25 protein-coding genes are annotated in these 25,348 nt (G+C 31.3%); 14 read left to right on the forward strand and 11 right to left on the reverse strand.

Annotated elements, in window-relative coordinates:
* Window positions 1-83 precede the first annotated feature (83 nt).
* The 7 genes from ACFX5D_RS06125 (at window position 84) to ACFX5D_RS06155 (ending at window position 7,487) form a co-directional block, all read left to right on the forward strand.
* On the forward strand, window positions 84-2,291 hold the full coding sequence (locus ACFX5D_RS06125; RefSeq protein ID WP_379857350.1) for a TonB-dependent receptor: 2,208 nt from the start codon (window positions 84-86) through the stop codon (window positions 2,289-2,291).
* A gap of 194 nt (window positions 2,292-2,485) precedes the next feature.
* The gene (locus ACFX5D_RS06130; protein ID WP_379857351.1) at window positions 2,486-3,106 is read left to right on the forward strand and encodes a hypothetical protein; all 621 of its coding nucleotides are present in this window, start codon (window positions 2,486-2,488) and stop codon (window positions 3,104-3,106) included.
* A gap of 28 nt (window positions 3,107-3,134) precedes the next feature.
* Window positions 3,135-4,490: a histidine kinase gene (locus ACFX5D_RS06135; protein ID WP_379857352.1), complete on the forward strand. Its 1,356-nt coding sequence runs from the start codon at window positions 3,135-3,137 to the stop codon at window positions 4,488-4,490.
* A gap of 27 nt (window positions 4,491-4,517) precedes the next feature.
* Complete coding sequence (locus ACFX5D_RS06140) at window positions 4,518-4,814, forward strand: 2TM domain-containing protein (RefSeq protein ID WP_379857353.1); 297 nt, start codon at window positions 4,518-4,520, stop codon at window positions 4,812-4,814.
* Complete coding sequence (locus ACFX5D_RS06145; protein WP_379857354.1) at window positions 4,792-5,133, forward strand: 2TM domain-containing protein; 342 nt, start codon at window positions 4,792-4,794, stop codon at window positions 5,131-5,133. The genes ACFX5D_RS06140 and ACFX5D_RS06145 overlap by 23 nt, the downstream gene beginning before the upstream one ends.
* Window positions 5,134-5,192: 59 nt before the next feature.
* Complete coding sequence (locus ACFX5D_RS06150; protein WP_379857355.1) at window positions 5,193-6,683, forward strand: ArnT family glycosyltransferase; 1,491 nt, start codon at window positions 5,193-5,195, stop codon at window positions 6,681-6,683.
* A gap of 48 nt (window positions 6,684-6,731) precedes the next feature.
* The gene (locus ACFX5D_RS06155; protein WP_379857663.1) at window positions 6,732-7,487 is read left to right on the forward strand and encodes a LytR/AlgR family response regulator transcription factor; all 756 of its coding nucleotides are present in this window, start codon (window positions 6,732-6,734) and stop codon (window positions 7,485-7,487) included.
* Between the two features lie 106 nt (window positions 7,488-7,593).
* Here the strand turns inward: ACFX5D_RS06155 and ACFX5D_RS06160 are convergent, their stop codons facing one another.
* The 6 genes from ACFX5D_RS06160 to ACFX5D_RS06185 all read right to left on the reverse strand — a co-directional run bounded on the left by ACFX5D_RS06160 (window position 7,594) and on the right by ACFX5D_RS06185 (window position 12,992).
* The gene (locus ACFX5D_RS06160; RefSeq protein ID WP_379857356.1) at window positions 7,594-7,776 is read right to left on the reverse strand and encodes a CsbD family protein; all 183 of its coding nucleotides are present in this window, start codon (window positions 7,774-7,776) and stop codon (window positions 7,594-7,596) included.
* A gap of 237 nt (window positions 7,777-8,013) precedes the next feature.
* Window positions 8,014-8,787 (reverse strand): CDP-alcohol phosphatidyltransferase family protein, encoded by a 774-nt coding sequence (locus ACFX5D_RS06165; protein ID WP_379857357.1) that lies wholly within the window; start codon window positions 8,785-8,787, stop codon window positions 8,014-8,016.
* A gap of 57 nt (window positions 8,788-8,844) precedes the next feature.
* A complete protein-coding gene (locus ACFX5D_RS06170) occupies window positions 8,845-9,867 on the reverse strand; it encodes a COX15/CtaA family protein (protein ID WP_379857358.1) in 1,023 nt (340 codons plus the stop codon).
* 51 nt (window positions 9,868-9,918) lie between these two features.
* On the reverse strand, window positions 9,919-11,352 hold the full coding sequence (locus ACFX5D_RS06175) for a CCA tRNA nucleotidyltransferase (protein ID WP_379857359.1): 1,434 nt from the start codon (window positions 11,350-11,352) through the stop codon (window positions 9,919-9,921).
* A gap of 67 nt (window positions 11,353-11,419) precedes the next feature.
* Window positions 11,420-11,986: an L-threonylcarbamoyladenylate synthase gene (locus ACFX5D_RS06180; RefSeq protein ID WP_379857360.1), complete on the reverse strand. Its 567-nt coding sequence runs from the start codon at window positions 11,984-11,986 to the stop codon at window positions 11,420-11,422.
* Between the two features lie 13 nt (window positions 11,987-11,999).
* A complete protein-coding gene (locus ACFX5D_RS06185) occupies window positions 12,000-12,992 on the reverse strand; it encodes a glycosyltransferase family 2 protein (protein WP_379857361.1) in 993 nt (330 codons plus the stop codon).
* 525 nt (window positions 12,993-13,517) lie between these two features.
* Here ACFX5D_RS06185 and ACFX5D_RS06190 point away from each other — a divergent pair.
* The 3 genes from ACFX5D_RS06190 to ACFX5D_RS06200 all read left to right on the forward strand — a co-directional run bounded on the left by ACFX5D_RS06190 (window position 13,518) and on the right by ACFX5D_RS06200 (window position 16,515).
* Window positions 13,518-14,489: a WaaS/CpsH family glycosyltransferase gene (locus ACFX5D_RS06190; protein ID WP_379857362.1), complete on the forward strand. Its 972-nt coding sequence runs from the start codon at window positions 13,518-13,520 to the stop codon at window positions 14,487-14,489.
* A gap of 76 nt (window positions 14,490-14,565) precedes the next feature.
* The gene (locus tag ACFX5D_RS06195) at window positions 14,566-15,678 is read left to right on the forward strand and encodes a glycosyltransferase (protein ID WP_379857363.1); all 1,113 of its coding nucleotides are present in this window, start codon (window positions 14,566-14,568) and stop codon (window positions 15,676-15,678) included.
* Between the two features lie 234 nt (window positions 15,679-15,912).
* Window positions 15,913-16,515, forward strand: a complete 603-nt coding sequence (locus tag ACFX5D_RS06200) for a polysaccharide deacetylase family protein (protein ID WP_379857364.1) — start codon at window positions 15,913-15,915, stop codon at window positions 16,513-16,515.
* A gap of 73 nt (window positions 16,516-16,588) precedes the next feature.
* Here the strand turns inward: ACFX5D_RS06200 and ACFX5D_RS06205 are convergent, their stop codons facing one another.
* A complete protein-coding gene (locus ACFX5D_RS06205; RefSeq protein ID WP_379857365.1) occupies window positions 16,589-17,659 on the reverse strand; it encodes a glycosyltransferase family 4 protein in 1,071 nt (356 codons plus the stop codon).
* 185 nt (window positions 17,660-17,844) lie between these two features.
* Between ACFX5D_RS06205 and ACFX5D_RS06210 the strand changes: the two genes are divergently transcribed.
* Complete coding sequence (locus ACFX5D_RS06210) at window positions 17,845-18,609, forward strand: lipopolysaccharide kinase InaA family protein (RefSeq protein WP_379857366.1); 765 nt, start codon at window positions 17,845-17,847, stop codon at window positions 18,607-18,609.
* Here ACFX5D_RS06210 and ACFX5D_RS06215 read toward each other — a convergent pair.
* From ACFX5D_RS06215 to ACFX5D_RS06230, 4 genes are read right to left on the reverse strand one after another with little or no spacing between them, the layout of a single operon-like run.
* A complete protein-coding gene (locus tag ACFX5D_RS06215; RefSeq protein ID WP_379857367.1) occupies window positions 18,595-19,383 on the reverse strand; it encodes a glycosyltransferase family 2 protein in 789 nt (262 codons plus the stop codon). The two genes, ACFX5D_RS06210 and ACFX5D_RS06215, sit on opposite strands and share 15 nt — an antisense overlap.
* A gap of 30 nt (window positions 19,384-19,413) precedes the next feature.
* On the reverse strand, window positions 19,414-20,478 hold the full coding sequence (locus ACFX5D_RS06220) for a glycosyltransferase family 9 protein (RefSeq protein ID WP_379857368.1): 1,065 nt from the start codon (window positions 20,476-20,478) through the stop codon (window positions 19,414-19,416).
* 20 nt (window positions 20,479-20,498) lie between these two features.
* Window positions 20,499-21,479 (reverse strand): glycosyltransferase, encoded by a 981-nt coding sequence (locus ACFX5D_RS06225; RefSeq protein ID WP_379857369.1) that lies wholly within the window; start codon window positions 21,477-21,479, stop codon window positions 20,499-20,501.
* Window positions 21,480-21,515: 36 nt separating this feature from the next.
* The gene (locus ACFX5D_RS06230; RefSeq protein ID WP_379857370.1) at window positions 21,516-22,331 is read right to left on the reverse strand and encodes a 2,3,4,5-tetrahydropyridine-2,6-dicarboxylate N-succinyltransferase; all 816 of its coding nucleotides are present in this window, start codon (window positions 22,329-22,331) and stop codon (window positions 21,516-21,518) included.
* Between the two features lie 185 nt (window positions 22,332-22,516).
* On the opposite strand from ACFX5D_RS06230, the gene ACFX5D_RS06235 reads away from it, so the two are divergent.
* The 3 genes from ACFX5D_RS06235 (at window position 22,517) to ACFX5D_RS06245 (ending at window position 25,285) form a co-directional block, all read left to right on the forward strand.
* Window positions 22,517-23,008: a class I SAM-dependent methyltransferase gene (locus ACFX5D_RS06235; protein ID WP_379857371.1), complete on the forward strand. Its 492-nt coding sequence runs from the start codon at window positions 22,517-22,519 to the stop codon at window positions 23,006-23,008.
* 266 nt (window positions 23,009-23,274) lie between these two features.
* Entirely contained in the window at window positions 23,275-23,691 is a 417-nt protein-coding gene (ruvX, locus tag ACFX5D_RS06240) for a Holliday junction resolvase RuvX (RefSeq protein WP_379857372.1), read from the forward strand.
* A 97-nt stretch (window positions 23,692-23,788) separates the two neighbouring features.
* Window positions 23,789-25,285, forward strand: coding sequence for a malate:quinone oxidoreductase (locus ACFX5D_RS06245; RefSeq protein WP_379857373.1), 1,497 nt, complete (start codon window positions 23,789-23,791; stop codon window positions 25,283-25,285).
* The last annotated feature ends 63 nt before the right edge of the window (window positions 25,286-25,348 follow it).

The following is a 25,348-nucleotide window of genomic DNA, read 5'->3' on the forward strand; positions in this document are numbered from 1 at the left end:
TCCTAAAATTTCTACAGTTCAGTTAATAATTGTTTTATTAGTTTAATCCGTAAAATATATTTGTTTCATCAAAATCAAATATTATGAAACCAATGGTTCACGAATACAAGAAAAACTATAGAAATAACGATCGTAAAATTATTTTTACTTTTGCCAGTTTTTTATTTTCAATTGCTCTTTTTTCGCAAACTACAGTTTCCGGGAAAGTAGTAGATGAAAAAGGGAACTCTATATCTGGAGCCAATATTTTTATCGAAGGGACTTATGATGGTACTTCAAGTAATGAAACGGGTGATTTTACTTTTATAACTACTACAACTGCTAATCAAACATTGGTGGTGAGTTTTTTAGTTTATGAGACTTCAAAAACGGTAATTGATGTTTCAAATTTTAAAAATAGAACCATAAAATTAAGAGACAATATCAATGCGCTGGATACAGTAATTATTACCGCAGGAAATTTAGAAGCAGGGGATAAAGCCAGAGTTTCTGTGTTGAAACCGTTAGATATTGTTACTACGGCGGGTTCAGCAGGGAATATTATTGCGGCTTTACAAACATTGCCTGGAACACAAAATGTGGGTGAAGATGGTCGATTATTTGTACGTGGGGGCGAGGCTAATGAAACTCAAACTTTTGTAGACGGTATTCGTGTTGCACAACCTTATGGCGCTTCTGCTCAAAATTTGCCAACAAGAGGTCGGTTTTCGCCGTTCCTTTTTAGTGGAATATCATTCTCCACAGGGGGTTATTCTGCTGAATATGGGGAGGCTTTATCCAGTGTTTTATTATTGAATACGCAAGATGAACCCGACCAAAACAAAACTGAAATTTCCTTGATGACTGTCGGTTTGGGTTTAGGAAATACTCACAAATGGAAAAAAAGCTCCTTGAGTGTAAATACGGCTTACATCAATTTAGCGCCTTATCAAGCTATAATTAAGCAGAATGTAGATTGGAATAGTCCCTATCAATCTTTGTCTGGAGAAATGGTATATCGCTACAACTTCAATAGTGGAATTTTGAAATTATACACTGCTTTTGACTCGTCAAAATTTGATGTAAATCAGGAAAATATTAATTCACCTCAAAAGATAAGAGTCAATCTCACTAACAATAACTTCTATTTTAATTCTTCGTACAAAGGAGGTTTCGGTACTAATTGGCAAATAACTTCAGGATTAAGTTATAGTTATGCAAAAAATAAAATTGGGATTGATTTAAATGGCGTCGCCAATGAGGAGAACGCGGCACATTTAAAATTAAAATTAAAGAAGAGTTTTTCAGATAGAATGAAATTATCCTTTGGAGCTGATTATTTTGTAACCAAATTTAATGAGGATTTTAAAGAAAATTTAGGTGCAACAAACACAAACAGTTATAATTCAAATATTGGAGCAATTTACACAGAGGCTGATATTTTTTTCTCTAAAAAGTTTGCTGCAAAAGCTGGATTTAGAGTATCTTATAATGATTTAATAAATGAAACTTCTATTTCTCCCAGAATTTCATTTGCTTACAAAATGGCTAAAAATAGTCAGCTTTCAATGGCTTATGGTGATTTTTCGCAAACGCCAAATGTTGATTACATTAAATATTCTAAGTTTCATCAATTTGAAAGTGAGAAAGCATCACATTATATTTTGAATTATCAATATAATAAAAACGGAAAAACGTTCAGAGCAGAAGCCTATTACAAAGACTACAGTAATTTAGTAAAATACGACACATCATCCATACAATATAATTCCGTATTTAATAACAATGGTTCTGGTTATGCGAAAGGTTTGGATTTGTTTTGGAGAGATGGGAAATCATTTAAAAATTTAGAATATTGGGTTTCGTATTCTTATATCGATACGGAGAGAGATTATAAAAACTTTAGTTCTCAAGTCACTCCTAATTTTGTTGCCGATCACAGTTTGTCGATTGTTACCAAATATTGGATTAACGATTGGAAATCACAAATTGGTTTTACTAATTTATACAGCTCAGGAAGACCTTACAACAATCCAAATGAAACGAAATTCATGAACGGAAAAACCAAATCATACAATAGTTTAAGTTTCAACTGGGCTTATTTATTGACGACACAAAAAATTTTATATTTCTCCGTTTCTAATATTTTAGGAAGCCAAAATGTGTATGGTTACGATTATGCAAAAAATCCAAATGCAGCTGGAGTTTATAACAGGTCAGCAATTACACCAATTGCGGATCGGTTTTTCTTTCTAGGATTCTTTTGGACCATTAGTAATGATAAAAAAGAAAATCAGCTAAAGAATCTTTAAAAATGGTCTTAAAATCAAATATCTAAAGCCTCGTAACGTTTTTTTTCAACTGCATAAACTCTCGACTTTATGACTTTTGACTCAAAAAACAATTCATCCATCAAAATCTACAGTTCAGTAAGTATAAATTTTAAAAAAGGTTCCACCAATGTAAATTTGGGAAACAATTAATCAACAACTAAAAATTAAATATCATGACAAAAGTTATCACAGCAATCGCATTATTTGTATGTAGTTTGTTAGCCGCTCAAGGACAATTTGAACAAGGAATGGGAAAAGCATTCGGACTTTGGAAAGAAGGAAAAAATAGTGAAGCTTCGGATTTATTCGAAAGAATTGCAGCAGCAGAAAAAACGAGCTGGTTGCCTAACTATTATGTGGCGCTGGTAAATACAACCACTGCTTTTGGTACACAGGATAAAGACAAAATGAATTTGTTGCTTACAAAAGCGCAAAATGCATTAGACATTGAAATGATAAAAGATCAAAACAATGCTGAATTATATGTAATGCAAGCCATGATTAATACGGCTTGGATTGTTTTTGATCCGATGACAAACGGAATGAAATTGTCTGGAAAAACAATGGAAATGTATGCCAAAGCAGAAGCGATTGCGCCAGAAAATCCAAGAGTAGTTTTTGGTAAAGCCGAATTTCAAATTGGAGGTGCAAAATGGACAGGAATTGACACGAAACCTTTATGTTTAGAAATTGAAAAAGCAATCGGACTTTTTGCTACTTTTAAACCGGAAACGCCTTTCTCTCCAAAATGGGGGTTAGATAGAGCAACAGCTGCATTGTTGAACTGTAAATAAAATGTACTAGAAAAAATATAAACTGAAAATGGAAAATCAAAGGATAAATATCTACACAGAATTTAAAAAAGGAACAATTGTTTCTCTTAAAATTGCTCTGATTTTTACATTTGTATTTTCTTTAATTCAAGGTCGCTTTGATTTCGAAACAATACTGACTACGTTTTGGGTAAGTTCATTGTATTCGTTTGGAATTGGTTTTGGCAATGGTGTAATCAACTCACTTCTGAATAAGAAATGGGATTGGCTGGAGCACACTAATTTGAGGGTGTATTTCGGAATAATAGCTACAGTGTTGTATACGGTTCCTGTTGTTTTAGTAATTGATTATATAACTTTTGTGATTTTTCAAAAAATGAACCCTAATGAGTTTTTTAATGACAGAATGATCTGGGTTCATTTATTTTATATTATACTTTCATTAGGGGTTTCTACTTTCATGCATGCTCGAAGTTTCATGGCTAATTGGAAACAAGCATCGAGAAAAGAAGTAACACAACAAAAAATAATTGCTGGAACGGCTTCGGCAAAGTTTGAAAGTTTAAAGAATCAAATTGACCCACATTTTCTTTTCAATAGCTTAAACGTTTTAAGTTCTTTAATTGAAGAAAACCCAGACAATGCGCAACGATTTACGACTTCATTATCAAAAATTTATCGGTATGTATTGGAGCAAAAAGATAAAGAGTTAGTTTCCGTAGAAGAAGAATTGGCTTTCGCCAAAACCTATATGAACTTACTCAAAATGCGTTTCGAAAACAGTTTGTTTTATGAACTGCCTACTTCTAATTTAAATGCTGAAGCCAAAGTAGTTCCTCTTTCCTTACAGCTTTTATTGGAGAATACCGTAAAACATAATGTGGTAAGTGAACAAAGACCATTACATATTCGCATTACAATTGAAGGGGATTATCTCGCGGTTCAAAACGACTTTCAAAAGAAAGAAATTTTGCAGGATCGTCAAGGTTTGGGATTGCAAAATATTATCAATCGCTACGGAATTATAACCAAGAGAAAAGTATTGATTGAACAAAATGAAAAAACCTTCACGGTCAAAATACCAATTTTAACCAAACAAATTTCGGTTATGGAAACTAATACTTATTACAACGAAAATAACGCTTACCATAGAGCAAAAGATCACGTCAAAAAGCTCAAGGCATTCTATGGAAATTTAATTTCATATTGCTGTGTAATTCCTTTTTTAATCTTTATTAATTTAAGTTACGGTTCTAATTTCCAATGGTTTTGGTTTCCGTTATTAGGTTGGGGAATGGGACTTACATTTCATGGTCTAGAAATTTTTGGATATGGAAAATCATGGGAGGAACGCAAAATTAATGAGATTTTAAACAAAGGCAGGTCTAATAATAAATGGAATTAAAATTTTAATTTTTTTCAAAATATAAATATGGAAACAAATAAGAATGACTCAGAAAAATATCTTCAGGCTAAAAAGCAAGTAGAAAAAATAAAGGGGTTTTATAGAAATTTAACGGCTTATTTTATTGTAATTGTTTCTTTAGCAATTATAAATTTGAGCACATCTCCAGAATATTTATGGTTTTTTTGGCCATTATTTTGGTGGGGAATTGGTTTGGCTTTCCACGCGATGAAGGTTTTTAATTACATGCCTTTTTTAGGATCGAATTGGGAAGAAAAAAAGATTAATGAATTGATGGAAAATGAAAAAAATAAAAACTACTGAGATTATGGAAACAAATTCAACAGAAGAAGTGGAGTATCAGGAAGCTTTGATACGTGTGAAAAAAATAAAAAGTTTTTATACCCATCTAACAATCTATTTGGTAGTGAATATTATGATTTTGATAATCAATTATCAGGATTTAGAAGCTGGAGAAAGTTTTTTTCAGTGGAGGAGTTTTACCACCGCATTCTTTTGGGGAATCGGATTGTTGTCCCATGCACTTTCGACTTTTATTCCAAATTGGATTTTTGGAAAAAGCTGGGAAGATCGCAAGATTAAAAAGTTTTTGGAGAAGGAGAAAAGCGAGAAATGGGAGTGAAAACTCCGTCTCAGTTTACTCTCATATTGCTTTAAAATTTAAACTTTAAACACTCAACCTTGAAAAAATATTTACCAACTATACTCATTTTAGCCTTTATTAAACTTTGTATTCATTTTGTCGGGAATCGCAATTATGGATTTCATCGCGATGAATTATTGCATGTGTCTGTTAGTGAGCATTTAGATTGGGGGTATTTTGAATTTCCGCCTTTTATAGCTTTTGTTGGTAAAATTGCCCATTTTATTTTTGGATATTCGATATCAGGTGTTCGGTTTTTCTCTACTTTAGCCGGAGTTGCAATTCTTGCGCTTTGTTGTTTGATTGCCAAAGAATTGGGCGGAAAAATAAAAGCAATTCTGTTGGCTGGAGTTTCAGTATTGGCATTTGTCCCTTTTTATCGCAATCATATGTTGTTCCAGCCTGTAGCTTTCGATCAGTTTTTTTGGACACTTGGGTTTTATTTTTTGATTAAATATTTTAACACTAAAAACGTAAAATTTCTTGTTTTACTTGGAGTTTCTGCTGGTTTTGGTTTAATGAACAAGTACACTATAGTAGTTTGGGGATTAGGAGTTGTTGTTGGTTTATTGTTTTATGAAAAAGGGAAGCTATTCAAGAATAAGTGGCTTTATATTGCAGGATTAGTCATGTTTTTAATTGTTTTGCCAAATTTGATTTGGCAATTTAATCATCATTTTCCAGTCTTACTACATTTGCAAAAGTTAAAAGAAAGTCAGCTGGATGAGAATGGTCCTTTTGATTTTGCAATAGAGCAGTTGAAACATCCTTTCACATTAACAATTAGCTTAATCGGGCTATTTGCCTACTTTTTTGACAAGGATTTGAAAAAGTATAAAACGTTTGGAATATCCGCTTTGGTGATATTTGCCAGCATGTGGATCATGCAGTCTAAGGCGTATTATTTCTTTGCGATTTACCCAATATTATTTGCCGCTGGAGCTGTGAAAATTGAAAAATTATTGCAAAATAAACCAAGATGGAATTATGCAGTCGCCTGCGTTGTGTTTCTTCCAATAATTCCTTTTTTGCCTCATTCAATTGCTGTTTTGCCAATTGAAACCTATATTAGTTATGCTTATTTAAAATTGCAAAAAAATGGGCGCATTCAACTTACAGATGATTATGCTGATATGTTTGGTTGGGAAGAACAAGTGAAATTAGCTGATAGTTTATATCGTTCATTGCCAGTAAAAGACAAAGAAAACTGCATTATTTGGGCTAAAAATTATGGTGAAGCTGGAGCAATAGAAATCATAGGAAAAAAGTATTTATTGCCAAATCCAATTTGTAGTAATGGAAGTTTTTGGCTTTGGGGAACTGGAACTACAAGAGGAGAAGTTTGTATAAGTATTGGTAATGAAAAAGTAATTGTAGAAAGCGCTTATAGTGAATGCAAATTAGTGAAAATCATAAAACACAAATATGCAATCGAAGAAGAAAATAATATTCCAGTATATCTTTGCCGTGAGCCAAAAATAAATATGCAACAAAAGTGGAAATCATTGGAGGAGCATGTATTTGATTAGTAAAAACAAAATAAAACGATTCCCTTTATGAAACCTTAATTATAAATGATGACAACAATAATAATTGAAGACGAAAAACCAGCTGCGAGATTGCTTCATAGAAAACTTGAGAAGCTAAATATAGAAGTAGGAGTGATGCTTCATTCCGTGGAAGAATCTATCGAGTGGTTTTCTAAAAATGAGCACCCGGATTTGATCTTTTTAGACATTCAATTATCAGATGGATTGTCGTTTGAAATCTTTGAAAAAGTAGCCATCAAAAGTGCCATAATTTTTACAACGGCTTATGATGAGTATGCGTTACGCGCATTCAAATTAAACAGCATAGATTATCTTTTGAAACCCATTGATGAGGATGATTTGGAAGTGGCAGTTTTTAAGTTTAAAGCGCGATTACCAAAACAAGAAACGGTACAATTGGATTTTGAGCAGATCAAAAGAATGCTAACGAACCCTTTTGAAAAAAATTACAAAAAACGCTTTACGGTAAAAATAGGACAACATTTGAAAGTGATCTCTGTCGATGAAATTGAATGTTTTTTTAGTGAAAATAAAGGAACGTACATTCACACTTTCGATAACAGAAATTATTTAATCGAAAATACTTTGGAAGTTTTGGAACAGGAATTAGATCCAAAAGATTTTTTCCGAGTGAGTAGAAAATTTATAATTCCGCTCAAAGCAATCAAAGAAATTATCCTCTATAGTAACTCTCGTCTGAAGTTAATTTTACCTTCTTTTAAAGCGGATGAGGTAATCGTAAGTAGAGAGAAAGTATCCGATTTTAAATCTTGGATTGACTAATTAAATCACAATAAAAAACTGTTTCAATAGCACAAATAAAATCCATTAATGGGAAATATTTAACGAAGCTTTTGAAACAGTTTTTGGAATTTTTTAAATCCTGAAATTACTCAAACAAAGATTTAATTTCTTTCTCTGTCTTCCCTAATTTTTGTTGTAATCTTCCCCAAGTTTCATCTTCTTTTCCCTCTTCAAATAACACATCGTCATCTGTTAGTTTTGCAAACTTTTGTTTAAGTTTACCTTTCAGTTCATTGTAATTTCCTTTAATCTCTGTTGAATTTGGCATAGTATATAGTTTTAAATTAAAATTATTCTACCACAAATTTGCGAAAAAACAGAGGTTAAATTGTTATATAATTAATTGGAAAACTTGTTTAATTTTAACGTGACAGCTGTAATTGACAGTTGTTATTTTTAAAATTAGATTATTGTTTCAGCTTAAATTTAAATAAGAAGTAAATTAGCTTAATATTCTGATAAATAATAAAATAAATAACTACTATAGATTATTACTATGGTGACTTTATACCTTAAAAAGGGTCTTTCTGATAGCAATCAGAACGAAAATAAACAAAGTGTAAATGATAAAAAAGGGAACGATGTATTCGATTAAATTCATTGGTAACATAATGGCAATAATCAGTAACTGAAATCCTAATCCGTAAATGGAAAGGAAGGTCATAAACCAATGTGGAAATGTTTTTACCTTGTAGGCCTCTTTGTCAAGTGTGTGAATTATTTTGTCAAAAGCACCGTAAACAACAGTGTAAATCCAGAACAAGATATCAACTGATTTTTGAGTTTCTCCAGGCAAAGCTTTGGGTGATTTGTTTTCGAAAATTTTACTGGTGGTGTCTCCTCCAACAGATTTATTTCTCAATATAACATAGTAATAATTGTATAAAGTTCCTTGTAATTGAATACAAATAAAAGCTAAAAAAGTAAGCCAAATAGTGGTTTTTGAAATATAACAAATGGTCATGAAAATCAAGAAGTTTAGGATGATATCAAACACACTATCGAGGTATCTTCCCGTGTAAGACGGGGTGTTTTTTATCCTTGCCAGTTCTCCATCGGCAGCATCAATTCCTGATTTCAGAATGATGAAAAAACCGGCTAAAAAGTAATGGTTTTGTAAAATACAATAAATAGCAAAAAGACCAGTAAGCCCAAAAAGCAACGTAACATGAATGGGAGTGAAGCGAGTATTCTTTAATTGATTGGCTAAAAATTTCCCGAATGGTCTTCCGTAATCGGATAAATCCAAAAATTTATCTTGAGCAGCAAGTTTAGACATTTAAGTTTGTGAACAAAGAAATGCGACAATATAGTCAGTATAAAAATTCGATAGAAATTATTTTGTTAGTCGGTGTAAAGTATATGTCATAGCAGTAAGCAAAAAAAATGCACTAACTTGATGGGTTAGCCCCAACCATAAAGGAACACCGTAAAGTAAAGTAAACACTCCTAATCCAAACTGAACAAAAACAAGAAATAAAAGTGTCTTTATACCATTTGTTTGTGATTTATCCAAAGTAAAAGAGATGCTTTTAAAATACAAGATGACAATCATTCCTACTACAAAATAAGCCAATGTTCTATGTACGAATTGTACACCACTTTTTCCTTCAGTAAAACTCAAAAAGAGGTTTTTTTGTTCGAGAAAAACACTGTCATGTATGAATTGTCCATCACTCATTAACGGCCAGTGATTGTGAATTAAACCAGCATTGAGACCAGCGACGAATCCTCCGTAGATAATTTGCAATAATAATAAAGTTAATGCTACACGGGCAATGGTGCGTAATGATTTTTCAATTTCTTTCTTTTCAGGATAAATAAGATCTAAGGCGACCCAAAGTGTATACGCAAATGTTATAAATGCAAAAGTCAAATGCAATGCAAGTCTAAAATGGCTCACATCAGGATCATTTACCAAACCACTTTTTACCATAAACCACCCTAGAAAACCTTGAAATGCTCCCATGAAAAGTAAAATAACACATTTTTTGATGGTTGCATCTGAAAGACGTTTTCTTAACAAGAAATAGACAAAAGGAACAATAAATGCCAAACCGATAATTCTTCCTATAAAACGGTGAAACCACTCCCAGAAATAGATGAATTTATAATCGCTTAGCGTAAAATCATTGTGAATATTTATTTTTTGATACTCCGGAAATTTTTTATATTCTTCAAAAACCTGTGTCCATTTTCTCTCTGTCAAAGGTGGAAAGGTGTCGGTAACTAAATGCCAGTCGGTCATTGATAAGCCAGAATTGGTTAAGCGTGTAATTCCTCCTACTACAACCATCATAAACAATAATAAACATCCTGATAATAACCAAATGATAACGTAATTATTCTCTTTTTTCATTATTTGAAATTAATTTGTACAAAGATATTTGAAATTTGATAAATTGTTAATTCAACAAGCGTTAATCTTTAATCCAATTTTTGTGGCTCTTTTTATCATAAATTGATATGCTTCATCATAATCATTTGCAATTTCCCCTTCGAGTATAGCTTCCTTTATAGCTTCCTTAAGCATACCAATTTCCTTTGATGGCTGTAAATTGAAGATTTCCATTATTTCTTCACCAGTTATTGGCGGTTGAAAATTACGAACATGGTCGCGCTCTTCTACTTCCACAATTTTCTTACGAACGATTTCAAAATTACTATGGTATTTCTTGAATTTATTAGGGTTTTTTGTAGTGATATCGGCTTCACATAACGTCATTAGATTTTCTACATCTTCACCAGCATCAAAAACCAAACGACGAACCGCGGAGTCCGTAACGGTATCTTGTGACAAAACGATGGGACGCGAACTCATCATCACCATTTTTTGCACAAATTTCATTTTCTGATTCAAAGGCATATGAAGACGTTCAAAGATTTTCTTGGCCATTTTCCCGCCTAGAAATTCATGACCGTGAAACGTCCAGCCTTGTTTTTTATTGAAACGCTTGGTTGGTGCTTTACCTATATCATGCAATAAAGCAGCCCATCGTAGCCATACATCATCTGTGTTTGGACAAATATTATCTACTACTTCTAAGGTATGGTAAAAGTTGTTTTTGTGCGTGTGGCCTTCAATTTCTTCTACCTGATTCAAAGCTGTCAGTTCTGGAAGAATAATGTCCAAAAGTCCGGTTTTAAATAGCAACAAAAATCCTAAAGAAGGTTTATCTGTCGAAAGAATTTTATTTAGTTCATCAACAATGCGTTCCCCGGATATAATTTTAATTCGCTCCGCATTTTTTGTAATTGAGTTCAACGAATTTTCTTCAATTTCAAAACCTAATTGGTTTGCAAACCGCACGCCTCTCAACATTCTCAGAGGATCATCAGAAAAAGTAATATCTGGATTCAGTGGTGTTCTGATTATTTTGTTTTTTAAATCTTCCAAACCATTAAAAGGATCGGATAACTCTCCAAAATTTTTTGAGTTTAATGATATAGCCAATGCATTTATCGTAAAATCACGACGGTTTTGGTCGTCTTCCAATGTTCCATTTTCTACAACCGGATTACGGCTTTCAAAATGATAGGATTCTTTTCTAGCGCCTACAAATTCTATTTCAGTATCTTCAAAACGCAACATTGCTGTTCCGTAGGTTTTGAAAACCTGAACTTTTGGTTTGTTAGGAAGTAATTGGGAAACTTGTAAAGCCAATTCGATTCCGCTGCCAACAGCAACAATATCGATATCTTTTTTGAAATCTCTATTCAAAATCAAATCTCTCACGAAACCACCAATAACATAACTTTCAACGTTAAGTTCTTGGGAAGCTTGAGAAATGACTTCGAAAATTTTATTATTTAAAGCTTCTTTGTATGAAGTTTTGATGTTCATTTTAAAAATGTTTAAAGTCTAAAGTCTAAAGTTGCTAAACTGAAGACTGAAAACTGAATACTGCAAACTATTTCCGAATCACTTTTACCTGAGAATCGTTCGTCAATTTTATAATTGTTGAAGGTTTCCCAGCAATTTTTTCATGGTGCAAATTTACAACATAGTCCACGCCTTTTATAATTTCGGGACTAATTTCTTTAAAACTTTTTGGGGTGGGTTTGCCAGAAATATTTGCCGAAGTTGAAACTAATGGTTTTTTCATCTTTTCCAATAATTTAAAACAGAAAGGTTCTTTTACAATTCTGATTCCTAATGTGTTATCGGGTGCAATCAAATTGGGAGCCACGTTTCTGGGTTTATCCAAAACTAAAGTGGTCGGATTTTCGGATAAATCCATAATTTGCCATGCTACTTCGGGAATATCCTTGAATATATTGTACATCATCTTTTCACCATTCATCAAAACAATCATGCTTTGCGTCTCGGCTCTTTGCTTGAGTTTGTAAATTTTCGCAACTGCTTCCGGATTGGTTGCATCACATCCAATTCCCCAAACAGTGTCAGTAGGGTAGAGTATAATTCCACCTTCTTTTATGACTTCGTAAGCATTATGTATTTCTTGATTGATATCCATTATTTTTATTTAGTTAGACAGTCTGTTGTTTATTTAATTGCCTTTTTCCTCTTAGTTTGTCTATTATGTTTGTGAAAATATAAATAACAGGGTTTGCTTTTTTTAAAGAAAAATTACTTTTTTTAAACAATTCTAAATTGAGCTCTGATATCTCTTTAAAAATAAAATGAGAATCATTTTTTTGATTAGTGGAAAATTTTTTAAATTTTAAATAATTATTATAATAAACTTTAGCTAATCGTCTATGATCTACGAATGATTTTGGGATTGAATTACCTAAAATATGGTCTATAATTAAATGATTATTTTTTAATCTGTTTTTTTTGATTCTTAATTTAGTACCAATTTGTTGCTCAGAATGTAATCTATATGAAATTAGATCTTCTTTTAAATAACCTATTTTTTTTCTTGAGGCGATTATAACAGCAATCCATTCATCATGATGTAAATTTTTTATATCAGGAAATGGTAAAATTAAATTTTTTATTTCTTTTTTAATGCATAGAGTTGCACCAGTTACCATGTTTGATTTAAATATTAGATGAAGATATAAATCATTTAAATTTTTTAATTGATCTTCCATAAAACTTACAGAATCCCAAAGACTAATTTCAGTAAACTTTTCATTTTTGTCATTAATCAATTCACCATTTGTAAAAATAGCTTCTAAAGATTCATTTTCATAAAAATATTGAATAATTTTTTTTACTTTATCTTTTTTCCAAATATCATCTTGGTCACTTAAAAAAATATAATCACCATCACAAATGGAAATTGCTTTTTCAAAATTTTTATTACTTCCTAAATTAACTTCGTTTTTTTGTAAAGATATTATTTTGGGGTTTTCTAATTGAAATTGCTGTATGATTTCAATAGTTTTATCATTTGATCCATCATCACAAATGACTATTTCATCAATAACAAGTGTTTGATTTAAAATGCTCTCAATTTGTTTTTTAATGTATTTCTCACCATTATAGGTACACATTGCAACCGATATTTTCATATTTTATTACCTTTATTATGAATTCAAAATACTTTTGCAGATTTTCCGCAACAAAATATGAATCTTGATCCTTGTCATTAAAAAATTAAGACCATCGGAATTGCTTTTTTACTTGCTTGATTTAAACGGATATATAGTCCTTTATTTTCCGTATTATGATAGATATACAATTTATCTACCTTTGACAAATAGCTTAATATGTTTTTTAAATCATTTTCTTTGGGATGGTATAATAGTACACATGCTGCAATTCTCATTTTAATTTCAAATTAAAGGATTTTGGCTTTGCAAAATTATACGTTTTTTATTAAATATTCTAAGAAAACCGACGCTGCTTGATTTTGGAAGCTATTTTAGGATTAATGCAGGCCTAATTAGGAGCTTTTATTATATAATTTGGAATTAAAAGCAGGAAATAGTTTCCGGATAAATAATTTTAAATAAACTTAAACGTTTATTTAGATTATATTCTCTAATTAACTTTCTATTTTTGTTTGAAATAATTACTTTACAAAGCAAGCAATAGTGATAAAACGGAAGCGAATAGCAATATTAAGTACACATTCATTTGGTTATATTGATTTTTTAGTTGAAAAGCTTAACAAAGCACAAGGTGTTGATTTGACTTACGTTAATATTGATGTTATTCCTTTTTCGTATAGAAATAAAATTTCAAGAATTACGAATTCCCTTTTAAAATTGCTTCATTTCCCTAGTTTAAAAGAAAAAAACAAAACAAATTATATAAAAACATTAATTCAAAATGAAGATTTATTTGATCAAATTTTAATTATTAGGCCCGATAAATTAGAGCGGAAAGCTTTGGTGTTTTTAAGGGAAAATGCAATTCAAATGAGCTGCTTTTTGTTTGATGGTATTGAAAATTTTAAAGATCAAAAAAAGATATTGTCCTTTTTTGATACGGTTTACAGTTATGATAAGGCAGATGTTGAAAAATATAATTTTCAATTTTTGACGAATTATATTTATGATGATCAAATTGAAACTAAAGAAATAACTAATCTGGTCTTTAATATATCTTCCTTTGATGACCGATTTCCGTTTCTAGAAAAACTTGCTAACTATTTTTCGCAAAAGCGAATTTCTTTTCGTTTTATAGTAAAGAAAGATCGGATTTTTGAACACAAGAATATTGAAATTTCTGATAGATACCTTTCAATAAGTGAGGTGAAGGATATAATCGCAAGCAGTTTAGTACTAGTAGATATCCAGCAGAAGAATCAGGATGGCTTGACTTTCCGTATTTTTGAGGCTTTAGGATACAAGAAAAAATTAATAACAAATAATCAGGATATTGTCACATATGATTTTTATAATCCCAATAATATTTTTGTAATTTCAGAAAGTAATTACGAAATACCGTCTAGTTTTTTCGAAAAAGATTTTGTAGAAATTAATAGTGCTATTCTTAATAGGTACAAATTAGACAATTGGATTTTTGAGGTTTTTAAAGTCAATATTAAGGAGAATAATTAATTTGGTTAGTTTTTAAGTACTTTTTTAAGTTTTTACTTTACTATTAAGATTACATTTGTCGATAAAATACTAATTGATGAAACTAATCCATTTTACTACTTCAACTGTTTGGCGAGGTCATGAACAGATGATTGTTGATTTATATGAATCATTTAGGGATAACAGATTTATTGAGAATCAGTTAATTATATGTCCTGCTAATTCTGAACTGTATAAAGTCGCCACAGAAAGAAATTTACAGGTTCAGACTTTTGATTTTAAATCAGAATATGATCTAAAATTAGCAAAGAAATTTAAAAAAATTGTGGACTCTTACAGTGCGAATGTGGTTATTATTCATAATAGTAAAGCACATACCATAAGTGTTCTGTCAGCTGTATTTTATGGTTTAAAAGTTCCTTTAGTTTTATGTAGGACGTTAATAAAAAATATTGGCACCAATTTTTTAAGAAAATACAAATATAATTACAAAGGAATTAAAAAAATTGTGTGTGTATCTGAGGCCGTAGTTGAAATCCTAAAACCTTCTATAAAAAATCATGAGTCAATGACTGTAATCGGAAGTGTTGTTGATACTGATCGTTTTATAAATAATGCTAAAAATGGGTTTCTTCATAGAGAATTTAATATACCATCAGACTATAAAATTATTGGTAATGTTTCTGCTTTTTGCAAAGTAAAAGATCATTACACCTGGATTGATACGGTAGAAGTGTTGCATAAAAGAGGATTGAAAGCAAAATATATTTTAATAGGTGAAGGGTCTTTAGAACCAGAGATTAAGACTTATGTTAAATCAAAAGGATTAGAGAATGAAGTTATTTTTGCAGGCTTCAGAGCAGATGTACATAAATGCCTCCCAGAATTAGACTTGTTTTTGTTTACATCAAAAAATGAGGCAACAGGCGGAGTAGTACTAGAAAGTTATGCTTGCAAAGTTCCTGTGGTAGCAGCAAAAGCCGGTGGGATTCCTACAGTTTTAACGGATAATGAAACTGGTTTGTTGGCAGAAGTGGGCAATGCAATTGATTTTGCAGATAAAGTAGAAATTTTAATAAATGACAAAACCATGCAAGATAAATTTGTCAATAATGGTTTTGATTTCTTAATGGCAACTTCTACTCGTTTTATAATTGGAGCAAAATTTTTAGAAGTTTTGAATGAAGTGACTAATAACAATTTGATTTAATTTATATTAAAATTGTACAGTATGGTTTTTATGGTAATAGTGATTTTTTTAGTAATTTTTATTTTTTTTCTAAATTTGCAATTTAAATTGTTTTATTCGTCTAAAAAAAAGCTCAGAATTTTAGAGTATCATTCCATTTCTACAAATGGTTTTGAAGATCAAATTACTATTAGTAAAGAAAAAATAATTGAGCAATTTGAATATTTAAAGAGCAATAATTATACAACGCTATGGATGTCAGAAGTAGATGAGCTAAAAAACAAAAATCTCAAATTGGCTCCCAGAACAGTTGTTCTTACGTTTGACGATGGTTTTTTAGATAATTATATAGAGTTATATCCTTTATTGCAACAGTTCAATTTTAAAGCAGTTTGTTTTATGGTTTTAGGTAGAATAGGACAAGATGTTGATTGGAACGGAAAATATGTCAATGCGAATATGAAGTTGATGGATAAGCAACAATTATTAAAAATTGGTTCTCATATTGAGTTGGGCTATCACACTTTTAAGCATGATAATTATGCTGATTTAACCTTAGAGGAAATCGAAAAAGACCTACAGCTTTGTCAGGAAATAATTAAAAAAGAGAATTTGAATGTTTTTCCAGCATTGGCATATACTTACGGTGGATATTACAGAAAAAAAGGAGAAAAACAGAAACTATTTTTTGAATTATTAAACAAATACGGCATTAAGTACGCGCTGCGAATAGGAAATAGAATCAATATCTTTCCATTAAGAAATAAATATGTAGTACAACGTATTGATATACGGGGAACTGATTCAATGGAAGACTTTAAAAAGAAAGTTATTTTAGGTAGAAAAAAGATATTTTAGAGACTTCTGATAATTTTTATTTTGGGTTATTGACTTATCAATTTGCAAAAAAAAAATGAAGTGTATTTCCTTATCAATAAAGACACTTTTTATATACGTTTAAGTATTCTGATGCTGCCGTTTTCCAATTAAAACGGTTCGCCCTTTCCTTCATAAATGTTTCCATTTCAAGTTGATGATTGTAAAAATAGTTTAAACCTTCGAAGAGAATCATTTTCATATTTTCAGGATCAAAATTATTCCAATAAAAGCAATGTTCTCCGCCAATTTCTGGCAAAGAAGTTTTATTGGATAAGAAAATAGGTTTTCCAAAGCGCATCGCTTCAATGGGAGGAAGTCCAAAACCCTCTCTTATTGATGGGAATAAAAAGGCATGACAATTTGATAAATAATATTGTTTAGCTACATCATCTACTTTTCCGGTCAGAAAAACACGATTTTGTAAATTATTGTCTTGTATGAATTTCACGATTTCAAAACCATATTCTTTATTATTATTTCCTGAAATAATCAAATTAAAATCACTAATATGAACCATCATTTTTACTATTGAAAGAAAGTTTTTCCGTTCCAGAAAGTCGCCAATCGAATAGAGGAACGGCTTATCGATTGGTACGTTTGATGCAAATCCTGAAGTGTCTAAAATAGTGGTAATAGGATTCCCATTATGAATTACATATTCAGGAATATTTGGAACATTAAAATATTCATGGGTTTGCTTTTTTGCAAATTCGGATATGTAAGTGATTGCAGTTGATTTTTCTAATTTTTCCTTAAACAGTCTATTTACTTTATGATTCATGTCAAATGAAATTTCCTCCACAAAATTCACATCATGAACCGTTAATAAATAGTTGCTTACGTGATAAGGTTCAATTTTTGTATTTTGATTAAGCGAATGCCATAAATCATTTTTTTTTCTAGTTCGAAATAAATGGAGTCTAGATAAGTCAGAGTATTTATTGTAGGTAAACTTATTTCCAAATTCGGTCTTAAGAGCGTTAGGGTTTTTGGCGTTTAATATCAATTCTAAACTGCTGAATTCTAATTGTGAAAACCCTTTTATCAGTTCGTAATTAAATGTTCCTAAGCCAGTTGCTTTATTTTTTAAATTGTGAGATTCAATAAAGACTGACTTTGACATTTTAATATTTTTTTATAAAATTAAAAACACACCGTAGTTTAGTAATGTTAATTGTGTTTGCTTAGACAATACAAAGCATAAAAGGTTTAATTTGTTTTTTAGTTTATTTAAAGTAACACTTTTTTTTTATAAAACTAAAAATACATTTAACTATTTTTGTCGCTGATATATATATTAGATAATCCATGAGTACAACAGTTATACATAAAAATTTTCTTTCTAAAAAAAAGGAGATTAAAAAAAACATTAGTGATTTTAATACTTCTGGAATTCTCTTTGGCGATGGTAAAAGAAATAAAATTAAATTTTTTGATTTAAATGGCGTAACGATTAATATCAAATCCTTTAAGATTCCACATTTAATTAATAAGGTAGCTTATAAATATTTCAGAAAATCTAAAGCCAGACGTTCTTACGAATATGCTAACCGTTTACTGGAAAGTGGAATAGGAACTCCAAAACCTATTGCATACTATGAAAATTTCTCGGTAGTAGGATTACAAGAAAGTTTTTATATTAGTGAACATCTTCAGGCAGAGTTGACTTTTAGAGAATTAGTGCTAGACCAAGATTATCCGGATCATGAAAATATATTGAGACAGTTTACTAAGTTTACTTTCGATTTACATGAAAAAGGAGTCGAATTTCTAGACCACTCGCCAGGAAATACTTTGATTAAAAAAAGTTCTCAAAATCAGTATGAATTTTTCTTGGTAGATTTAAACCGTATGATTTTTCATGAAGTTATGGATTTTGATTCTCGAATGAAAAATTTTCACAGGCTTACGCCAAAAACAGAAATGTTGGCCGTAATGAGTGATGAATACGCTAAACTTTACCATAAAGAATATGATGAAGTTTTTAGTAAAATGTGTTTTTATACTGATGATTTTCAAGTGAAACTTCAAAAAAAAATCGCCTTGAAAAAGAAATTGTTATTTTGGAGATAGAGATTGTTTTTTATTCCAAAGTTGTTCTAATTCTTTATATCTAATATGAACGCAATAGGCATTTAGATAACAAATAATCACTCCTTTTTTTCCATCAAGAAAACCCAAACGTATTATAAAATTGTATAAAAAATTATAAGTTGGATGAAGAAGATGAAGTAAATAGAAACCTTTTTGTCTCTTGTTAAACTTCTCTTGCGCTTTCAGCTTTCCATAACGAATTATTTTTGATTTATAGAATTCATAATTGGTATAGGAATAATGAATGAGTTTGTTTTTAAGGATGCCAATTTTTCCATCTACTTTTAATTTTTCATGAATCAGTCTGTCTGATGTATATTCAGCATGCTTTTTATGGAAAAGCCTAAATATTTTATCATTTTGATTTCCGCTGAAATGCAATACTTTGTTGCCAAACATAAAAGTTCTCCGAAATAGAAAAGCTGCGTATGTTTCGTTATTTTTTAAGGTAACTAAAATTTCATTTTTTAATTCAGAAGTCAATCTTTCATCCGCATCCAGAAATAAAATCCAATCATTTTTTGCATGTGAAACAGCAAAATTTCTTTGAGAAGTATAATTTTCAAACCTGTTTTGAATGAATTTTACGTTTTCAAATGATTTACAAATAACTTCAGTAGTATCGGTACTGAATGAATCTACAACAATAATTTGGTCAGCAAAATCCAAATCAGCTAAAAGCGCTGTAATTTGTTTTTCCTCGTTTAATGTAATTATTAAAACTGAAATGTTAGTATTGTGATTGTATTTCATTAATATTTGGCTGTTTACAATAATAAAACATTATTTTAAATGTGTTTCCAAGAAAGTATTTAAAGCAGGAAAAATCAACTCGGGAGTAAATTCCTTATAGAATAAAACGGTTTCTTTTTTTACTGTTTTAGCTGTTTTTTCTTCAAATAAACTCGGTTTGAACTCTCTTAAATGAAGCGAAACATGATTTATTCCATCTTCAAAGGTAGCCCAACCTTTTTTATCAATCCATGGCGAGAAAATAATAAATGAAGGTTTCTCTAAAGCTTTTGCCATATTAATTGCGCCACCATCATTGCCAATTATCATGTCACAATGGTTCATAATAGCAATAAATTCACGAATATTTTTTCCTAAAACGGAGAAGTAAATTTTCTGTTTAGTACTTTCTTTACAACCATTGTAGATTATTTTTGCTTCCTCAATTTGCTTTGGAAAATAATTAAAAAGGATATTCACATCCCCCTTAGCTGCAATAAAATCAACGAACTGCGACATGTATTCCAGCGGATAGGTTTTGTCTGGACTGCTACCAATTGTGCTGATCATTATCGTCTTTTTGGAGTGATTTATTCCGTGCGATTCAAAAAGTGAAGTGGCAAAATTATTTTCTTCGTTCGTGACGTAAATTCGCGGAAAAGTTTCTAATTCAATATCCAGATACAAAGGATTTAACAAGGCTAATCGTTGTTCGATTATTAAACCCAAATTAGTATTGGAGGTTTTTTTTCGTTTAACAGTATCTGTATAAAGAAATTCTCTTGCTTTTTTCCAATACGATATTTTTTGTTTTGCACCCGATAACAATACGACAAGCCAGCTTTCTAATTTGGAATACGCATCTATAACAATATCATATTTTTCAGCTCGAATGGATTTCAATAATTTAAAATATTCCCATTTGCTTTTTTGATGTTTTTCCTGAAAAAGGATGAGATTGTCGAAACTGGTGTTTCCTTGTAAAACTGCAATTGTAGATTCGTAAACCATATAATCAATTTGCGCTTTTGGATAGGCTTTGCGCAAATTTTCGCATAAAATGGAGCTTACCAAAACATCACCAATCATTTTTTGTTGAATTACAAGTATTTTCATTCGAAGTAAATTTGAAAAAATTATGCTTTTGTTTTCAAGTAATTCATTGCACGAGGACTAATCCATGTTTGCTTTTGAAGCACATTAAAATAATAAACAAATAGGTTTTTAAACATCAATCGGTTCACTTTTAATTTTGGAATAAAAAACAAAAATAGGCTTAAAATGGACAAGATGGTTTTCTCCAGAAGGACTCCTGTAATCAATAAGCTGTGTAAATAAATCTGAATTCCAGTTGGGAATTGATTGCTGATATAAGTGTGTTTAGAAATTATTACTTCGGTTTTTGTGAGTGCTTTTGTCTTGACATTTAATCGGGATGCACCACCATGCTGATGAAAAATCGTCGCTTTTCTGGTTACGGCAACTTTTCCTCCACTATCAAAAACCTTTTTGCAAAGATCAACATCTTCAAAATACAACCAGTAATCTTCGTTCCAGCCTTTAATTTTATTAAACCATTCTCGGCTCATATAAATGACCGCTCCGGTAACCCAATCTGGGTAAAATAAGTCATTATTGTGGTTAAAACGGTTTTCCAGTTTTGCCTTGTTCAGCTTTCTAAAAAGAGATCTTGAGATTCCGAAAAATCGTCCCAAAACCGGAAATAAATTATTCTGTTTGTAAAAAACAGCGTTTTCATTTATTTGCACACAAGACAAAATTCCAATTTCAGGATTTGAACTAGCCGTTTCTAAAAGAGTTTCAAGGGCTTCAAGAGTAAGTTTTGTATCTGGATTTAAAAAAAGGAAATGGTTTCCCGTAGCAATACTTGCACCAAAGTTGCAGCCATTTGAGAAACCATTATTACCAGAATTTTCTATAAATGTAAACTTGGAATATTTTTGTTTAAAAACGGGAAATTGTCCGTCATTAGAAAAATTATCAACAATGATAGCTTCGAATGCGAATGTTTTTGAAATAATTGCGTCTATAGATTCTAAACAGTCGTCTAAGGCTTTCCAACCACGGTAATTGACAATAATTATTGAAATATCCAATAGGTTTTTTTATAAAAATTTATAAACGAAAGCGTATTATACCGCTACGTCATATTCGCGTAAAGCATTATTCAATGATGTTTTTAAATCTGTTGAAGGTTTACGGGTTCCAATGATTAGTGCGCAAGGCACTTGGAACTCACCAGCAGCGAATTTTTTAGTATAACTTCCAGGAATCACTACAGAACGAGCAGGGACATAACCTTTCATTTCAACTGGAGTATCTCCTGTAACATCAATAATTTTTGTAGAGGCAGTCAAACAAACATTGGCACCAAGTACAGCTTCTTTCCCAACATGTACCCCTTCTACAACAATACAACGAGAACCAATAAAAGCACCGTCTTCAATAATTACTGGAGCCGCTTGTAATGGTTCAAGAACACCACCGATACCAACACCACCACTTAAGTGTACGTTTTTACCAATTTGAGCACAACTTCCTACGGTCGCCCATGTGTCTACCATCGTACCTTCATCTACATATGCACCAATATTTACATAACTAGGCATCAATATAACACCGCTAGAAATGTAAGCACCGTAACGCGCTACTGCATTTGGAACGACACGAATTCCTTTTTCGGCAAAGTCTTTTTTCAATAACATTTTATCGTGATATTCGAAAATACCAGAATGTAATGTTTCCATTTTTTGAATAGGGAAGTACATTACCACGGCTTTCTTAACCCATTCGTTTACTTGCCATCCTTCAGCAACTGGTTCAGCAACACGTAATTTCCCCGTGTCAAGTAACTCAATAACTTCTCTGATTGCGTCAGTTGTAGTTTTTTCCTGCAGCAAAGCACGGTTTTCCCAAGCTTGCTCTATAATAGTTTGTAATGGATTCATTTTAATTAGTTTTTTGGCAAAGATAGGGTTTTTAGCTAAAAGCAAAAAGTCGAAATGAATTGAAAATGTTAATAAATTTAATTCATTATTTTTATATGGATAATGTTATTTAGTAGTAAATTGGTAATCAGTACAGAACTTTTTTCTGGTTCTAAATCTTCTTTTTAATTGATTCATGAATTATTATGAAAGATAATTTCTCTAAACAATCGCTTGTATACTCGAAATTTCGTCCACAATATCCAGATGAAATGATTGATTATTTGATTTCATTTGTCACTAATAAATCTGTTGCGCTTGATATTGCGACAGGAAATGGTCAGGTTGCCCATAAACTTTCTCCGTTTTTTGAAACGGTTGACGCAATTGATATTAGTCAAAGCCAATTTGATAATGCCATTCCAGGCGCGAACATAATATATAAAATAGCGGCTGCTGAAAATACTACTTTCAAAAATAAAGAGTTTGATTTAATTACCGTAACACAAGCCATTCATTGGTTTGATTTAGATGTTTTTTACAAAGAAATTTACAGAATCTTAAAACCAGACGGAACTTTTTCGGTTCTGGGTTATGGTTTGTTTTCTAACAATGCAGATTCGGATACAATAATACAGGATTACTATCACAATATTGTAGGGCCGTATTGGGATGCCGAGCGAAAGTATTTAGATTAAAATTACAAAACGATACCATTCCCATTTGATGAAATTGTAACGAAATCGTTCGAAAATAATTTAACTTGGACTTTTGACGAACTCATTGGATATCTGGAAACATGGTCAGCGAGACAGCATTATATTTCGAAAAACAATAAAAATCCTTTGGATTTGATTTACGATGATTTGAAAACGTTTTGGCTAAAAAGCGATCAGAAAGTGACTTTTCCGTTGTTGCTAAGAATTGGAAAATTAAAATAGTTACCTTTGAAAAAAATATACAAATGCCAAGAATACTCGCCATAGACTACGGACAAAAGCGCACAGGAATAGCTGTTACTGATGAAATGCAAATTATTGCTTCAGGATTAACTACTGTTCCATCCGCCACTGCAATTGTTTTTTTGAAGGACTATTTTTCCAAAGAAAAAGTAGAAGCTGTTCTTATTGGTGAACCAAAACAAATGAATGGCGAACCCTCTGAAAGCGCATCGATGATAAAAGGTTTTGTAACGCATTTTACAAATCATTTTCCGGAGATGAAAGTTATTCGGGTAGACGAGCGTTTTACTTCAAAAATGGCTTTCCAAACGATGATAGACAGCGGACTCAAGAAGAAACAACGTCAAAATAAAGCACTTATAGATGAAATTTCGGCAACGATAATGTTGCAAGACTATTTGACACGAAAATCGTTTTAAATTTCTAAAACGTTTTCGTAATTATGTAACTTTTCACACAAAATTTAAGGTTTTTTTTGCAATTATATGAAGTATCTTTGCGCTTTAAATTTTTGTTATGCCTGATACAACAATTCGTTCAAATAGTGATGTAGTTCTTATAGGAGCTGGAATAATGAGTGCCACTCTTGGTTTAATTCTTAAAGAATTACAACCAGATTTAAAAATTGATATTTTCGAGAGATTAGATATTGCAGCTGCTGAAAGTTCTGATGCCTGGAATAATGCCGGAACCGGACATTCTGCCTTTTGTGAACTTAATTACACGCCTGAAAGTTTGGATGGAACTATTGATCCAAGAAAAGCAATTAGTATCGCTGAATCGTTCGAAGTTTCTCGGCAATTTTGGGCCTATTTAGTCCAAGAAAAAAAAATTACATCCCCTGAAAATTTCATAAAAAGTATTCCTCATGTTAGTTTTGTTTGGGGTGAAAAAAATGTAGCATATCTAAAGAAAAGATTTGAAGCTTTACAATTCAATCCACTTTTCAAACAAATGATATTTAGTACTGATTTTTTAGAATTAAAAAAGTGGATGCCTTTGGTTATGGAGGGTAGAGGCGAAGATGAAAAAGTTGCAGCTACTTCTATGGCAATTGGTACGGATGTGAATTTTGGGGAATTAACAAGAAGTATGTTTAATTATTTGGCTAAATTAGATGGTGTTACGATGCATTTTCATCACGAAGTTCAAAAATTGAAACAACGGGAAGATAAATCTTGGAGAATAAAAATAACCGATTTGGCTACCGGCCAAAAAAGAAAAGCATATACCAAGTTTGTTTTTATCGGTGCTGGAGGTGGGTCATTGCCATTACTAGAAAAAGCAGACGTTCCAGAAGGAAAGGGTTTTGGAGGTTTCCCGGTTAGTGGACAATGGTTAAAATGTACGAATCCGGAAGTAATTGCAAAACATCAGGCTAAAGTTTATGGTAAAGCTTCCGTGGGAGCGCCACCAATGTCTGTACCACATATTGATTCCCGAATGATAGATGGAGAAAAAGCACTTCTTTTTGGTCCTTTTGCCGGGTTTTCTACTCGGTTTTTAAAGAATGGTTCTTATTCTGATTTGCCTTTGTCTATTAAAACGGACAATATTATTCCGATGATAGCTGCAGGTATTAAGAATATACCGCTTACAAAATATTTGATAGAACAAGTACGTCAATCCCCTAAAGACAGGATTAATGCGTTGAGAGAATATGTTCCTACAGCCAGATCTAAGGACTGGAAAATAGAAAGAGCGGGGCAGCGGGTACAAGTTATAAAGAAAGATGAAAAAGAAGGTGGAATACTTGAATTTGGTACTGAGGTAATTACAACTGCGGATGGTAATTTAGCTGTATTACTTGGCGCTTCTCCCGGTGCTTCTACAGCAGTTTCAATCATGACAGATTTGGTTGGAAAATGTTTTAAAAATGAAATTGTTAATCCGGAATGGCAAGAAAAATTGAAAATAATGATACCATCATTTGGACAAACATTAAATGATAAACCGTCTTTATTGGAAGAAATAAGAAAAAATACTGCTGAAATTTTAAAATTGAATAATTAGAAATTTTACAATAGGATCGAATAAGCTGGATTTAGATTTGAACTTCTAAATCCAGCTTTTTTG

It is taken from the genome of Flavobacterium fructosi, from assembly GCF_042787335.1.
Lineage (GTDB): Bacteria > Bacteroidota > Bacteroidia > Flavobacteriales > Flavobacteriaceae > Flavobacterium > Flavobacterium fructosi.